Source organism: Flavobacterium erigeronis (genome assembly GCF_054075165.1).
Genome location: NZ_JBSKGP010000010.1, coordinates 230,974 through 246,061 on the forward strand (window position 1 = coordinate 230,974; position 15,088 = coordinate 246,061).

The 15,088-nt window shown below is 33.1% G+C and carries 14 protein-coding genes; 5 read left to right on the forward strand and 9 right to left on the reverse strand.

Going from position 1 to position 15,088, the window contains the following annotated elements; translation table 11 throughout:
* Window positions 1-88: 88 nt before the first annotated feature.
* The 3 genes from ACWA1F_RS19635 to ACWA1F_RS19645 all read right to left on the reverse strand — a co-directional run bounded on the left by ACWA1F_RS19635 (window position 89) and on the right by ACWA1F_RS19645 (window position 4,863).
* A complete protein-coding gene (locus ACWA1F_RS19635) occupies window positions 89-1,303 on the reverse strand; it encodes an RsmB/NOP family class I SAM-dependent RNA methyltransferase (RefSeq protein WP_306160286.1) in 1,215 nt (404 codons plus the stop codon).
* Window positions 1,304-1,438: 135 nt separating this feature from the next.
* Window positions 1,439-3,418 (reverse strand): KUP/HAK/KT family potassium transporter, encoded by a 1,980-nt coding sequence (locus ACWA1F_RS19640; protein WP_456896177.1) that lies wholly within the window; start codon window positions 3,416-3,418, stop codon window positions 1,439-1,441.
* A gap of 134 nt (window positions 3,419-3,552) precedes the next feature.
* Complete coding sequence (locus ACWA1F_RS19645) at window positions 3,553-4,863, reverse strand: hypothetical protein (protein WP_456896179.1); 1,311 nt, start codon at window positions 4,861-4,863, stop codon at window positions 3,553-3,555.
* Between the two features lie 249 nt (window positions 4,864-5,112).
* On the opposite strand from ACWA1F_RS19645, the gene ACWA1F_RS19650 reads away from it, so the two are divergent.
* Entirely contained in the window at window positions 5,113-6,174 is a 1,062-nt protein-coding gene (locus tag ACWA1F_RS19650) for a WD40/YVTN/BNR-like repeat-containing protein (RefSeq protein ID WP_456896181.1), read from the forward strand.
* A gap of 71 nt (window positions 6,175-6,245) precedes the next feature.
* Here ACWA1F_RS19650 and ACWA1F_RS19655 read toward each other — a convergent pair whose 3' ends face one another.
* The 4 genes from ACWA1F_RS19655 to ACWA1F_RS19670 form a co-directional block, all read right to left on the reverse strand.
* Window positions 6,246-6,704: a sensor of ECF-type sigma factor gene (locus ACWA1F_RS19655; protein ID WP_306160278.1), complete on the reverse strand. Its 459-nt coding sequence runs from the start codon at window positions 6,702-6,704 to the stop codon at window positions 6,246-6,248.
* A gap of 38 nt (window positions 6,705-6,742) precedes the next feature.
* On the reverse strand, window positions 6,743-7,162 hold the full coding sequence (locus ACWA1F_RS19660) for a hypothetical protein (RefSeq protein WP_456896183.1): 420 nt from the start codon (window positions 7,160-7,162) through the stop codon (window positions 6,743-6,745).
* Window positions 7,163-7,195: 33 nt separating this feature from the next.
* A complete protein-coding gene (locus ACWA1F_RS19665) occupies window positions 7,196-7,738 on the reverse strand; it encodes an RNA polymerase sigma factor (RefSeq protein ID WP_456896185.1) in 543 nt (180 codons plus the stop codon).
* A 79-nt stretch (window positions 7,739-7,817) separates the two neighbouring features.
* The gene (locus ACWA1F_RS19670; RefSeq protein WP_456896187.1) at window positions 7,818-9,014 is read right to left on the reverse strand and encodes an SRPBCC family protein; all 1,197 of its coding nucleotides are present in this window, start codon (window positions 9,012-9,014) and stop codon (window positions 7,818-7,820) included.
* A 418-nt stretch (window positions 9,015-9,432) separates the two neighbouring features.
* Between ACWA1F_RS19670 and ACWA1F_RS19675 the strand changes: the two genes are divergently transcribed.
* Window positions 9,433-9,813, forward strand: a complete 381-nt coding sequence (locus ACWA1F_RS19675; RefSeq protein WP_306160270.1) for a nucleoside triphosphate pyrophosphohydrolase family protein — start codon at window positions 9,433-9,435, stop codon at window positions 9,811-9,813.
* A gap of 298 nt (window positions 9,814-10,111) precedes the next feature.
* Here the strand turns inward: ACWA1F_RS19675 and ACWA1F_RS19680 are convergent, their stop codons facing one another.
* Window positions 10,112-11,182 (reverse strand): branched-chain amino acid aminotransferase, encoded by a 1,071-nt coding sequence (locus ACWA1F_RS19680; RefSeq protein ID WP_125720167.1) that lies wholly within the window; start codon window positions 11,180-11,182, stop codon window positions 10,112-10,114.
* A gap of 308 nt (window positions 11,183-11,490) precedes the next feature.
* Here ACWA1F_RS19680 and mnmC2 point away from each other — a divergent pair, with 308 nt between their 5' ends.
* Both mnmC2 and ACWA1F_RS19690 read left to right on the forward strand, forming a co-directional pair.
* Window positions 11,491-12,153 carry a tRNA (5-methylaminomethyl-2-thiouridine)(34)-methyltransferase MnmC2 gene (gene mnmC2, locus ACWA1F_RS19685; RefSeq protein WP_456896190.1) on the forward strand — a complete coding sequence of 221 codons (663 nt, stop codon included), beginning with the start codon at window positions 11,491-11,493 and terminating at the stop codon, window positions 12,151-12,153.
* A 166-nt stretch (window positions 12,154-12,319) separates the two neighbouring features.
* On the forward strand, window positions 12,320-12,517 hold the full coding sequence (locus ACWA1F_RS19690) for a hypothetical protein (RefSeq protein ID WP_095928926.1): 198 nt from the start codon (window positions 12,320-12,322) through the stop codon (window positions 12,515-12,517).
* A gap of 1,018 nt (window positions 12,518-13,535) precedes the next feature.
* On the opposite strand, the gene ACWA1F_RS19695 is transcribed toward ACWA1F_RS19690, so the two are convergent.
* Entirely contained in the window at window positions 13,536-14,477 is a 942-nt protein-coding gene (locus ACWA1F_RS19695; RefSeq protein ID WP_306160264.1) for a LysR substrate-binding domain-containing protein, read from the reverse strand.
* 107 nt (window positions 14,478-14,584) lie between these two features.
* Here ACWA1F_RS19695 and ACWA1F_RS19700 point away from each other — a divergent pair, with 107 nt between their 5' ends.
* Window positions 14,585-15,064: a Dps family protein gene (locus ACWA1F_RS19700; protein ID WP_091491835.1), complete on the forward strand. Its 480-nt coding sequence runs from the start codon at window positions 14,585-14,587 to the stop codon at window positions 15,062-15,064.
* The last annotated feature ends 24 nt before the right edge of the window (window positions 15,065-15,088 follow it).

The following is a 15,088-nucleotide window of genomic DNA, read 5'->3' on the forward strand; positions in this document are numbered from 1 at the left end:
CAATAACTAGGTTGAAATTTGGGATTTTAATATTAAGTAATTCCAAGAAGATTGGAATTTGGAATTTCAAATATTGGAATTTGAAGTTTTATTTCTTACGTTCCATAAGCGCCATATAAAACCCATCAAAACCAGATTCAGAAGCGAGCATTTTACGATCTTCAATAAAAGTAAACTGCTGTCCGATTTCAGTTTTAAGGAATTTTTCCACCTGCTCTTGGTTTTCTGATGGTAAAACAGAGCAAGTTGCATACACTAATTTTCCGCCTGGTTTTACAATTTTAGAATAGCTTTCTAAAACCTCACTCTGAACTTTACGAATGTTATCAATAAATTCTGGCTGTAATTTCCATTTAGAATCTGGGTTTCTTTTTAAAACGCCTAATCCGCTGCAAGGCGCGTCGATTAAAACACGGTCTGCTTTTTCGTGCAGTTTTTTAATCACTTTTGTGCTGTCGATAATACGGTATTCGATATTAAAAGCTCCATTTCTTTTAGCTCTTAATTTTAATTGCTTCAATTTACTTTCGTACAAATCCATTGCAATCAATTGCCCTTTGTTTTCCATCAAAGAAGCCATGTGCAATGTTTTTCCTCCTGCACCTGCACAAGTATCTACTACGCGCATTCCTGGTTTTACATCAAGAAAACCTGCAACCAATTGAGAATTGGCATCTTGAACTTCAAATAAACCTTGTTTAAAAGCGTCAGTTAAAAATACATTGGCTCTTTCTTTTAAAACAAGAGCTTCTGGCTGGTCTTTTAAATATTCAGTTTCAATATTTAAATCCATTAATGTATTTCTAAGGCTTTCTTTTGTTCCTTTTAAAGTGTTAGTTCGCAAAATAACTTTTGCAGGCTGATTTTGAGCAGCAATTTCTTTAGACCAAACCTGTTCGCCTAATTCTTTTACTCCTAATTCATCCATCCAATCTGGAATAGATTCTTTTAAAGCTCTGTTTTTAGATAATTCGTCAAAACGTCCTTTGATTTTTCTTTCAGGAGTTCCTTCTAGCTGCCTCCAATCTGGAATTGGATAACCGCGTAAAACTGCCCAAACAGCAAACATTCTCCACAAATTATCTCTATCGTAAGGTTCTTTAACTTCTGCAATTTCAGCGTACAAGCGTTTCCAACGAACAATTTCGTATATCGTTTCAGCAACAAACTTCCTGTCTGAGCTTCCCCAGCGTTTGTCTTTTTTTAATGCTCTAGCTACCACTTTATCTGCATATTCTCCTTCGTTAAAAATAGCATTTAACGAATCTATGGTAGTATAAACTAAATTTCTGTGTAATCTCATTTTCTTTATTTGAAGTGCAAAGGTACTATTAATTGATTGAAAGTTAAATTTTTAATATCGAATCTTATTCTGACTCTCTTTAAAAGAAAAAAAACACTCTAAGTAAGAGTGTTTTTTATGAATATATCTAGAAGTTTATTCTTTAGGAATGATTCTCGTTAATCCGATATTTTCTGGAGCATGAAGCACCATTGGGAATTTCTCTACTTTAACAGAACTGCTGTCCAAACCAAAAGCCCTTTCTTCAGACAAACTCAGTTTTTTAATAAAGAAATAAGAATTCATAATAATATTTTCATGCCATCTTAAATCATTGTCGTTAGATAAGAATTTCTCAGACAATACAAATTTGAAGTCACCAATAATATTGTTTTTGTTCAACGATTCGTAACGGCTGGTAATATCTACCTCGCCACGTTTTACCATGTCTTTGATAACTTCTCTAAACATCAAATTGATTTTAGTAGGTTCTCTAAAACCTAAGTTAAAGTCAATTCTGTAGATGTCGTCTTTAGCAATTTCGGTTACTTTATATTGTGTTTTATAAGGTTCTGTCAAAATATTAACGTGAACAAACCAATAAATATCAGCTCTTTTTGGGCGTTTTTGAAGAATAGAGTAGATTACTTTTTCCTCCAATTCGTCAACACGATTTGCATTAGTCATATAAACTAAGTGCGTAGCATATTTCGGAATCGATAAATCTTGGCTTAATTCTACTAACACTTGTTTGTAATCATCAATTTTAACCACTTTCGTGTAGTTTTTGTTGATTTTCTTAGCCAAATACCAGATCGTCATTACAGAAATCAATAAACTCGCAATGATTAAAGTTACATAACCACCCTCGGCAAATTTGGTAATATTAGCAAATAGGAAACTAAACTCAATCAATAAATAAATAGTGATTAACGGAACCATGAAGTACAGTTTTACACGTTTCATGATTAAGTAATAGTTTAGCAAAATGGTTGTCATAATCATACATAAGATAATGGCAAGACCATAAGCATGCTCCATATTTCCTGATTTCTCGAAATGTAAAACGATTCCAACACAACCAAAAAACAACAACCAGTTGATTGACGGAATGTACAATTGACCTTTTACTTCTGTTGGATATTTGATTTTTACTTTTGGCCAGAAATTCAGACGCATTGCTTCGTTTATCAAAGTAAACGAACCAGAAATAAGTGCCTGAGACGCAATTACGGCAGCAAGAGTTGCAACTACGATTCCGAATGGTAAAAACCAGTGAGGCATAATTAAGTAAAACGGATTCCCATTTTCTCCACCTAATTGCTGTAATGTGCTTCCTTCGTGGTGAATTAAATAAGCTGCCTGACCAAAATAGTTTAAAACCAATGTAGTTTTTACAAACATCCAGCTGATTCTGATGTTTTTCCTTCCGCAGTGTCCCATGTCAGAATACAAGGCTTCAGCTCCAGTTGTACATAAGAATACAAAACCAAGAACGAAGAAACCATCAGGATGTATAGATAATAAATGATAAGCGTAGTACGGATTAATTGCTTTAATTACTTCAGGATAATTAACCACTTGAATGGCTCCTAAAGTTCCCAGCATAGCAAACCAGATTAACATCATTGGCGCAAAGAATTTACCAACCAATTTAGTTCCGAACTGCTGAATTGTAAATAATATAAATAAAATGGTAATTACTATATAGACAATAGTCTGCGTCTGCATAGTCGGATAGAATGCCCTAATTCCTTCAACTGCAGATGAAATAGAAATTGGTGGCGTAATAATTCCGTCGGCAAGCAGGGCGCTTCCCCCAATAATAGCGGGTACTATGAGCCATTGAATTTTTGTTTTCTTGACTAATGCATATAAGGCAAAAATTCCTCCTTCACCGTGGTTGTCTGCACTTAAAGTAATAAGTACATATTTAATTGTAGTTTGTAATGTCAGCGTCCAAAACACACAAGAAATACCTCCTAAAACAATATCAGCATTTATCGTGTGATCGCCTAATATAGCCTTCATTACGTACAATGGAGAAGTACCAATATCTCCATAAATAATCCCTAAAGTAATCAATAAACCCCCAATAGACAACTTACTATGTAAGTTTTTATGCGATGCGCTCATGTATAGTTTTATAAAAAGACGGTTGCAAATTTACTGTTTTAAAACAAATTAGCAGCAATTATAATTAAAAAGATAAAAAAAAGCACAATCGTAAAAATTGTGCTTTCCTTTTTGAATATTATTTATTTCTAAAATTAACCTCTTCTACCGCCACCTCTAGAACTTGAACTGTTTTCTCTCTGGCTTTGTCCGCCTCTAGATTCTTGACTTCCTCTAGAAGATTCCTGGCTCATTCTTGGAGATTCTGAACGCTGGCTTTGTTGTGGTCTAGCAGAATAATCTCTGTTTGAACTGCTAGATTGGTTTCCAGAATAACTTCCTGAACTTCTTTCGGCTCTTGGAGCAGACATTTCACGATTAGAACTACTTCTAGATGTGTTAGAAGAATTAACATTTCCGTAATCTGCTCTTGGAGTAGTTTGTACTCTAGTAGTGTTTTCTGCTCTTTGAGTGTTAGTAGCTCTAGGAGAATAATCACGATTCGTGCTTCTTCCGGTATTTACACTTTCCGTGCTTCTGCCTGTAGAGTTGTAACCTCTATTAGTATTTCCGCTTGAAGTATTGCTTCTATCTACAGAAGTTCTGTTTGTTGCGCTTCTATTTTCAGCATACGTTCTATTTGAAGTTCTATTATCAGTTGAAGTTGTTCTTCCTGTATAATTTCTGTTCGTGTTATATGTATTTCTGTTAGATTCTCTGCTTGCCACACGTCTCTGATCTAATTCGTAACGGTTTGAAGTGTTAGCATGTCTTTCAGCAAAACTATAGTTCGGGCGCATTCTTTCGTAACCATAAGTACGTCTTGTTTCATAAATTGCAGGAGCTCTGTAACTTCTTCTCACATTAACATAGTTGTAATGGTTGTTTACATTAATATAAACATTTACATTGTTTCTATATCTGTAAATAGGATATGGCGCCCATGCATTGTAATAGGTTGGGTAATAACCCCAATACCAAGTTGAGTAATAAGGTCTGTAATTGGTAACCCAGAACGAAGTATAGATAACAGGAACTACACTATAAACTGGCTCATAAATATAATTTGCCCCGTACAAATAGGTGTTACCCACAACCTGAACACTTACTTTGTTGTAATTGTCTCGCTCTACATCAATCGTGGCAATGTCTTGGTAAACATCACGATCTAAAACGGCTTGAATAATAATAACGTGAGTTCTGTTTTCAACACTTTCGATTACACGTAAGTAGTCTACTTCATCATCACCGTTAAGGTCAAGGTTAGAAATTTGATATTTAGGATCATTTAAACGTCTTTCAAAATCTTGAAGATTAGCTGATTCTCCAAACATCGAAGCAACAGCTCTTAAATCTAAGTTATCGCTTATATCTGAGTTTTTTGCGTAAACAGTAGTTTGACCTTGCGCTGCGCAAGAACCAAAAACTAAGGCTGATATTGCTATTAAAAGTAAATTCGCTTTCATGGCTAATTTGTATTAAATTATTTTGTATTATGAGATATCCAATTACTGTGCCATAAAATTAAATTGCTAAAAACAGGCATTTAAATGGTTGATTATTAATATTTTGAATTTGTGTTAAAATAGATTTTGGTTTTCTAGGTATAAAGGATTGAAAATGAAACAGTAAATTATTGTTGTAGAAAAAAATCGAAAATTAATTCTCCATGTGGGAATTAATTGTATTTTAGCAATACCCTAAATTTTATTTATATGAGAAAAGTATCGCTGTTTTTTTGCATGTTTGTTTTGTTTGTATCCTTTAAAACATTCACAAATAAGAATAAAGCAAATTATGAAAATGGTTTTATAGCAATTCAAGTTGATACTTTATTTCAGGATAAAATTAGCATTCGTGCCATCGTAATAGACAAAAATAAAGTTTGGTACGGAGGAGACAATTCTCGTTTTGGATGTTTTGATTTAGACAAAAAACAGAAATTTGAAGAACATATTTACAAAGACACTTTAAAATTAGAATTTAGAAGTATTGCTCAAAATTCAAAAAACATTTTTCTATTAAGTGTTGGAAATCCCGCCTTATTGTATCAGGTTTCTAAAAAGACCAATAAAGTGAAATTGGTTTACAAAGAAGTAAATCCGAAAGTGTTTTACGATAGCATGCAGTTTTGGAATGATAAAGAAGGCATTGCAATTGGAGATCCGACAGAAGATACTTTCTCGGTTATTATTACAAGAGACGGAGGAGAAACTTGGACAAAAGTACTATCGCATAAACTTCCAACAAATGCACAAGGCGAAGCGGCTTTTGCGGCAAGCAATTCAAACATTGTAATTAAAGGAAATGATACTTGGCTAGTTTCTGGAGGAAAAAGATCTCGCGTTTTTTATTCTGGCGATAAAGGCAAAACATGGAAAGCTGTAGAAACTCCAATCGTACAAGGAGAGGCAATGACGGGTATTTTTACGGCAGATTTCTACGATTCTAAACACGGTTTTGCTGCAGGCGGAAATTATGAATCGCCGATGGAAAAAAAGGATAATAAAATTTTTACCAAAGACGGTGGAAAAACTTGGGAGCTGATTGGTCAGAATCAAGGTTTTGGATATGCTTCTTGTGTGCAATACGTGCCAGGCGGAGGCGCAAAAGAATTAGTTTGTGTGGGATCGGGCGGACTTCAGTATTCGCAGAATGGAGGAGAAACGTGGACGATGCTGTCAAAAGACACCAAACTTTTTACTATTCGTTTTATCAATAGAAATACGGCAATTGCGGCTGGACATAATAAGCTGGTTCGCATTCACTTTAAATAAAAAAATAAGAACCCTAAATAATAAAGTAAGTATTATTATATAGGGTTCTTATCGCTGTTGTTTCGTTAAGTTTAATCTTTATTGCCTTTGTCGCGATATTGCTGTAAAAGCTTTCGATTAAAATCGTCTTCCGATTTTTTAAGCAGTAATATTTTCTTCGCAGGAAGTACTTTTTTCAGATTGTTCATGTATTTCTCACGAAGCTGGTATATTTCTTTATCTGTACTTTCTATTTGGGATAATAATGTTGCTGCGTCTTTATCTGAAAGATTTTTAAGATTGTCATCTTTTAGCTTTCTCAGATACGTTTTCATTTTTAAATACTTTAATTCGTATTGTTTATCATCGTAAGCATTGTAAATGGGCCAGAATTTTTCAGCTTCTGTTGAAGTCAATTCTAATTCTGTCGTTAAAAATGACACTTTAAAAGCTTTAATTTTTTCTCGCTTTTCATCAATTTTTCCATTTTGTGCAAAAATTGAAAAACTTGTCAGAAATAGCAATAGCGGTAAAATGTTTTTTATTTTCATTGTTAAGCTAAGTTATTGAGTTGTTGAGTTAAGTTGATTTAATTTTGTTCTGAAATTAGGTGTTCAATATTTGGACTCGAAGCTAAAATATCTTCCAATGTTTCCTCTTCTAGAGTTACATCGTTGCCTAATTTTTCAATATCATTGTCATCTAAGTTTTGTATTAAATCGTATTGGCTGATATTGGAATGATAAGATAAATAAGTTTCTAAAGTAGCTTCGTCCAGTTCGTTAGAATTGGCTCTATAATTATTTACAATCGGAATTAATAATGCAAAACCAATTACTGCAGCGGCCGCCAGAGAAATGATTTTTTTGCGTTTGTAAAAAGGAATTACTTTAACTTCTTTTTCGTTTAATTGCTGTAAAACCTTTTCTTGAAAAGTATCAAAATAATTTTCTGGAGCTTTAAAGCCAGATTTTATTTTTGGTTCGTTTTCTAATTTAAATGTTTTCATAATACTTATAAGATAGTTTTAGTTACAAAAGGTTTAATTTGTTGTAACATATAATTCAATTTTTTTTACGGCGTGATGATAAGATGCTTTTAAGGCTCCAACAGATGTTCCTAAAATATCTGCAATTTCTTCGTATTTTAATTCTTCAAAATATTTCATTTTGAAAACCAATTGCTGTTTTTCTGGAAGCGTTACGATTGCTTTTTGAAGTTTGATCTGAATATCATCTCCGTCAAAATAAAGATCGGCTTTTAAATTGTCGATTGTTTTATTTTGAAGGTCTTCAGATGTAATGCCTTTTAATTTAGCTTTTTGCGATAAAAAGGTCAGAGCTTCATTCGTAGCAATACGGTACATCCAGGAAAAAAGTTTACTTTCTCCTTTAAAGTTTTTAAGATTTTGAAAGACTTTTACAAAAGTATTCTGTAATACATCGTCGGCATCATCATGATTCAAAACAATGTTTCGAATATGAGAATACAAAGGTTTCTGATAATCAGACAGGAGTTTTTGAAACGCAGTATTTTGCGTCTCAGGGGTTAATAATTGTTTTATAAATTCTTTCTCGTCTATCAAACTTTTTGTTTTGTAAACTTTCTTTAATAGAAGTTAGACAGAATTTAAAGCAAAAGGTTTAATGCCGTTTTGAAATTATTTAAAATTCTGAATCTTCTTCTTGTGTAGCAGGTGTTTGCGCAGGAGCAGGCGTTGGTGCTGCAGGTTTGCGTTTTACAGGCTCTGTACGTGGTTGTTCGGTATGTGGCTCGCTTGGAGTTTCACTAGTACTAGTGCTTACAGGAGCATAAGTAGGCTCGGCAGCAACAGGAACTACTTTTGGTTTTATCGGGAAATAAATTTCGGTTACCAATTTTGAAGAAGCTTTTACATCCAATTTGCTTAACGTCAGGATTTCAAGATGCGACCAGCTTAAATCTGGAATAATTTTCTCGTTGTTTATGTAAGCTGTTGTTTTTGCAATTGCTTCACTTCTATGAGAATAATCCCCGTTAAGAGTTGTTTTAACAGCGTCGAAACCATTTAGTTTACCTGCTAAAATATCGCTTCCAGAACTGGTTGAAATTTCTTTATTAATAGGTAAACAGATTGAAATTTTAGCTAAACCAGTTTTAGTATCATAAGTATGGTAGATAATGAACGGTTTTCCCATTGCAGACAATCCGTTAGTTTCGCTAAACTGAATAAGCTTCGGAATTACAATTCTAGCATTTTTATTTACTTTGGCAATTTCGCTCGTAAAAGTCTGTTTAATATAAGGAGTTTCTGTTTTTTTAACTACTCCATCTACTTTAACCGCATAAGTTTTAGTTTCGTAATCTAAATTCTTGTCAATATTAGCCAAACTTTTTTCATAAATGGTTCCGATAACTCTGTCAGAACCTCCATGAAGAGCAGTGTAAATTTTAAATAGAAAACTCATCGTTCCTTTTCCTTTCCAAGTAACTTTTGTTTTTCCGTTAAGAGTATCTTTTAAAGTCCAATTTACATCAGCTTCAGTGCCATCAAATTGCATTTTTTGGTCAATGCTTTCTCCTTCTTTTGTTTTAAGAATAATAGCATTTCCTTTGCCATCAGTACCGTCCCAATAAAAGGAAGCGCCATTTCCGCTCGTTTTATTAGCGTATGTCATTTTGATTGAAGGATCTTCTACAGACCATGATTCAAAATCTTCATAATTTCTAAAGTCATTCAAGTAGTTATAAACCGTTGTGCGTGGCGAATTGATAACTTTACTTCTTTCTACAGAAAAATCTCCTTTCTGTGTGGCAACAAAAACAGTAAGAGCGACAAAACTTAATAAGGCGAAAAGAAATAAATACTTTAGAATTTTCATGGCAGATTGTTTGGTTTCGGTAAAGTTATAAATTTTATCATGAGTCTTACTAATAACCCATAATTATTAGGTTTTATTTTGTTGCAACCAGAATAATTTATCTTTTTAGAAATATTTTAATTACAAACAAAAGGACAATAAAAAGCAGGAAAGCAAGGAGTACTTTGTAATTTCCTTTGTAGAAGACTTTGTGCAATTTCAGATCTTTTCGATAAGCAAAAATCATAATGATTACAAATGCAATAAAAAAACACACTCCAAATAGTATTTGTCCTTGACTAAACATAGTTATAAAAATTTTCAGCAAATTTAAAGATTTGTAAACGATTTGTTGCTAAATTGCCTTTTCATTTCGTTTAATAAATTTTCATATTTATGCGAAAGTGACTTAAATTAGCAAAAAAAAGAAAACTACTATATGAAAAAACAACTTGACGCCGTAACCGAATTTCACACTGCTTTTAAAATTGGCCACAGCACTACGCCAAAGGCTGATGTAGGAGCAGAGAAGAAATTACTTCGCTACAATTTAATGAAAGAAGAAAATGAAGAGTATTACGAAGCGGTTCAAAATAATGATTTAGTTGAAATTGCAGATGCGCTTGGAGATATGATGTATATTTTGTGCGGAACAATTATCGAGCACGGTCTTCAAGATAAAATTGAAGCTGTTTTTGATGAAATTCAGCGCAGTAATATGAGCAAATTGGGTGAAGACGGAAAACCAATTTATCGCGAAGATGGAAAAGTAATGAAAGGTCCGAATTACTTTAAACCTGATTTTTCTAAGCTGCTGTAAGGATTAATCTTAAAGGGCAAAGAACTAAGATTTTTTTTTGTAGTTTTTGTAAAAAAAAACAAATAGTCGCAAAGCTTTGCGTCATTTTTTGTCATTTCGACGAAGGAGAAATCTCCACAAGTAGCTCGACAAAGATTGTCGATTTGCTATGAGGAGTTTCTAGCGAAGATTTCTCCTTCGTCGAAATGACAAGATTGAGTTTAATCCCAGTATTCTCTGAGGTGAAATTTAATATAAAATAAAACAAAACCCGATAAAACTAAATTTATCGGGTTTCTCTTTTATTATCGGTTTTGGATTATTGAACTTTAACTGTCCATCCGTAAGTGTCTTCAGAAAGTTTGTTTTGAAGACTTGTTAATTTTTCTTTTAAGAAAGAAGCATACGAATTTTCAATTGGAGCCATTTCAAAATATTCATCTTTATAAGAGAATCCTTTGATAACGCTGATAACTGCTGCAGTTCCAGCTCCGAAGATTTCTTTCAGAGATCCGTTTTTAGCTGCTTCAACCAATTCTGAAACAATTACTGGACGAACTTCTACTTTTAAGCCTTCTTTTTCGGCCATTGCAATCAAACTTTTTCTAGTAACACCATCCAAAATTCTTTCGCTTGTTGGAGCTGTTAGTAAAGTGTCGTTAATTCTAAAGAAAACGTTCATTGTTCCCGCTTCTTCTAGTTTGGTGTGCGTTGCATCATCTGTCCAGATAACTTGTTGGAAACCGTCTTTGTTTGCCAAGTTAGTTGGATAAAACTGCGCAGCGTAGTTTCCGGCAGCTTTTGCCGCTCCGATTCCGCCATTTGCAGCTCTACTGTAATGTTCAGCAATAATTACTTTTACTTCGCCTCCGTAATATGCTTTTGCAGGAGAAAGTAAAATCATAAATTTATATTCGTCAGAAGGATTTGCGATAACTCCAGGACCTGTCGCAATCATAAAAGGACGGATGTACATACTAGCTCCGTTTCCTCTCTGAATCCATTCTTGGTCAATTTTCAATAATTCATTTAAACCATCCATAAAAATAGCTTCTGGAATTTCTGGCATTGCCATACGAACAGCAGAACTATTAAAACGTTTGTAGTTTTCATCTGGTCTAAACAACCAAATGTCATTGCTTTCGTCTTTATAAGCTTTCATTCCTTCAAAAATAGCTTGTCCGTAATGGAAGACTTTTGAAGATGGATCCATCAAAATAGGAGCATAAGGCTTAATGACAGGATTTTGCCATTGCCCGTTTTTAAAATCGCATTCGAATAAATGGTCTGTAAATACAGCACCAAAACTTAAGTTCTCAAAATCTACTTCGTTGATTTTTGTAGAAGTAGCTTTAATGATTTCAATTTTGCTCGTTTGAGTTGTACTCATAGTTATGTAAGTTTTTTGTGAGATATTTTCACTTTTATAAAATATAAAGTGATGATATCGTGTAAAATGGAATTTATTGAATGCAAAATTACGTAAAAATATGTAAAATACTTAGCGAAAATTCATTATTTGATGGTTTTGATTGAGATTTATTTATCCTATAATAAACTCAAATTTTTAATTGATTTTTATAAATATTTTATGAAAAATCTATCAATTTTTAAGGCTTTACGCATTTGTTTTGACTAAATTTGAATATTAAAATGGCTTGAAAATCAATAAAAAGCCGTTGTTAAATTCTTAAAAAGGTGAAAAGAGAAATAATTAAAACGCTAGATGGTTCAACAACAATTCGTTTGCCAGAATGGGACGAATGTTATCATTCTAAACACGGTGCGATTCAAGAAGCAAAGCATGTTTTTATTAAAAACGGGCTTTCGTTATTTGAGAATCCTATAAGCATATTAGAAATTGGTTTTGGAACTGGATTAAATGCTTTTATTACCTTTTTAGAATCGGTTAAAAAAGAGCAAAATATAGATTATGTTGGGGTTGAAGCGTATCCTGTTGATCCGAATGAAATTTTAGAAATGAATTATGCCGAAGAGCTAGAAGCATTGGAATATCATAACATTTTTGAAAAAATGCATAAAACGCCATGGGATGAAAAAGCAGAAATTAGCAGCCGTTTCTCGTTAACGAAAAGGAAACAATTTTTTCACGAAATAAACGATTTAGAAATTTTTGATTTGATTTACTTTGACGCCTTCGGATATAGAGTGCAACCGGAGCTTTGGAGTACCGAAATTTTTCAGAAAATGTACAATAGTTTAAAGCCAAATGGAGTTCTTGTAACATACGCAGCTCGAGGAGTTGTTAAAAGAAGCATGATCGAAGTCGGTTTTACTGTGGAAAAGTTAGCGGGGCCTCCTGGAAAACGAGAAATGTTTCGAGCTTTTAAAAACGTTTAAAATGAACTGTTTAGAACGATTCTAGATTGATTTATATGTTTTAAGAAAACGTATTCGTTGCTAAAGTTTTTAAAATAATAAGTTAAAAATAGAATTTATGTTAGTTATTTTTTTAAATTTGGCTCGAGTTTAAAAAATAGATAACCCCCGAAAATCTTATTTTATTATGTCAAAAATGATGTTTGATTACACGAAATCAATACTTGAAAGAGTTAGTTTCGATCCGATACTTTTCTGCAAAGAGCTAGAAAAAGCTATCAAAACACTGTTACCATACGAAATGGAACAATTGCAAGAGTGGTTACTGAATTTCGTAGTCGGAAAACCAGAATTAAAACAAAGTCTACAGCTAATTAAAGTATAAAAAAAGGAGCCAATTTGGCTCCTTTTTTATTGTGCTTTGTTTTTTGTTTTGTGTAAAAGTTTAACCGCAAAGGTCGCGAAGTTTTTTTTGAGTTATCATTAAAATGAAAGTTTGCAAAGCTATGGGAATAAAGCTGTTTAGAAATTTGCTCGCAAAGTCGCGAAGGCGCAGAGTTTGTTTCACGCAGATCTCAGCAGATTTGCGCAGATCTAAAAGGATTTTATAAAATATGTACGCAAATCTGCTGAGATCTTTTTAAATCTGCGTGAAATTTATTTGTATTCCTGAAAAAAAAACTTTGCGCCTTCGCGCCTTTGCGAGATTAAAAACGCACTGCAAAATTCTCCGCGTAATCTGCGGTCAAAAATAAACCCACAGCTTTGCGAACTTAAAATACACTCAAAGTATATAAAAAGAACCTTAGCGCACTTTGCGTTAAAAATTTAACCGCAAAGGGCGCAAAGTTTTTTCGCAAAGGACGCGAAGTTTTTTTGAGTTATCATTAAAATGTAAGTTCGCAAAGCTTTGAGAATAAGGCTGTTTGTAAATTTGCTCGCAAAGGCGCAAAGTTTTTTTTAGGAATATAAATAAATTTCACGCAGATTTGAAAAGATTTCAGCAGATTTGCATAGATTATTTATAAAATCCTTTTAGATCTGCACAAATCTGTAAGATCTGCGTGAACAAACCTCTGAGCCTTCGCGACTTTGCGAGATTAAAATCTCATTGCAAAATTCTCTGCGTACGCTGCGGCCAAAAATAAACCCACAGCTTTGCGAACTTAAAATAGACTCAAAGTATATAAAAAGAACCTTAGCGCACTTTGCGTTAAAAAACTAATCGCAAAGGGCGCAAAGTTTTTACGTAAAGAGCGCGAAGTTTTTTTGAGTTATCATTAAAATGAAAGTTCGCAAAGCTTTGTCCAGACAACGCTTTGCGAACTTAATATATAGATCCTGCTTGGGCTACTAATAAAAATCTTAGCGTGCTTTGCGTTAAAAATATTAACCGCAAAGAGCTATTTCTTTTGCAACGGACTAATGATTTGAACGTTCTGAAAAACAATTGCGCCTTTTACGACACCAGCAATTGTAGATCTTAGAGCATCAATGATTTGCATTTTTAATTCGCTTTTAGGGTAAATCAAGCTTACTTCTCGAGCGGGTTTTGGTTCCTTAAAATTACGAAGTTTCAGTTTGTCAGATTCTTTTAAATCTAAGGTGTGCAAGTACGGAAGTAACGTTGTGCCTAAACCTTCGTCGGCTAATTTTATAAGAGTTTCAAAGCTTCCACTCTCAATCTGAAAATTAGTTTGGTCAGATTCTGAAACTGTCTTGCAAAGATTTAGAATTCCGTCTCTAAAACAGTGGCCGTCCTGCAATAACAGAATTTCATTCAAATTTAAATCAGCAACTTCAATTTCTTCTTTTTGGAAACTGGAATGATTTTCAGGTATATACGCTACAAAAGGTTCGAAATACAAAACAATCTCTTTGATTTTTTCGTCTTCAAGCGGTGTTGCAGCGATGGCAGCATCCAAATGCCCGTTTTTTAGTTTCAGAATAATTTCTTCTGTATTCAACTCTTCAATTAAGAGTTTTACTTTTGGGTATTTCTTAATGAAATTATTTAAGAACATTGGCAAAAGTGTTGGCATAATAGTCGGAATAATTCCTAAACGAAATTCTCCGCCAATAAAACCTTTCTGCTGTTCTACGATATCTTTAATACGATCGGCTTCGTTTACGATATTTTTTGCTTGGCTTACAATTTTTTGACCAATATCAGTAAGCTGAATCGGTTTTTTGCTTCTGTCGAAAATTAAAATATTAAGTTCTTCTTCAATTTTTTGTATTTGCATACTTAAAGTCGGCTGTGTTACGAAGCATTTTTCAGCAGCAAGTGTGAAGTTTTTATGCTCAGCAACCGCTAATACATATTGCAATTGAGTTATAGTCATGTTGATAGTAATTTGTGATGCAAAAATAAGAAAATATAATTTTTATTTATGTTTATTTTAGTAAAGTTACTCTAAATTTGTAGTAAATTAGTGTAAAAAAATAGATTATGAAGACAAATATTTTAGGATTGCCTGTAAAAGAATCAGAATTGTTAGTAAAAGAACTGAATGTATTATTATCAAATTTTCAAGTGTATTACCAAAACTTAAGAGGTATCCACTGGAACATTCGCGGAAAGCGTTTCTTTGACTTACACGTAAAATTCGAAGAATTATATACAGATGCACAATTAAAAATAGATATGATAGCCGAAAGAGTTCTAACAATTGGCGGAACTCCTCTGCATACTTTTGAAGATTATATTCAAAACAATAAATTAACGGTTGGAAAAAATATTTCTAACGATGAAAAGGCGGTTCATTTAATCGTTCATTCTTTATCAGATTTATTAAAAATTGAAAGAGAAATATTGAACAAATCAGATGAAATTAATGATGAAGGAACGAATTCTATGATGAGTGACTTCATTTCTGAGCAAGAAAAAACAATTTGGATGATGAATGCTTGGTTAGAAGAAACGTTATAAACTATTGTTTTTTAATGAATTATA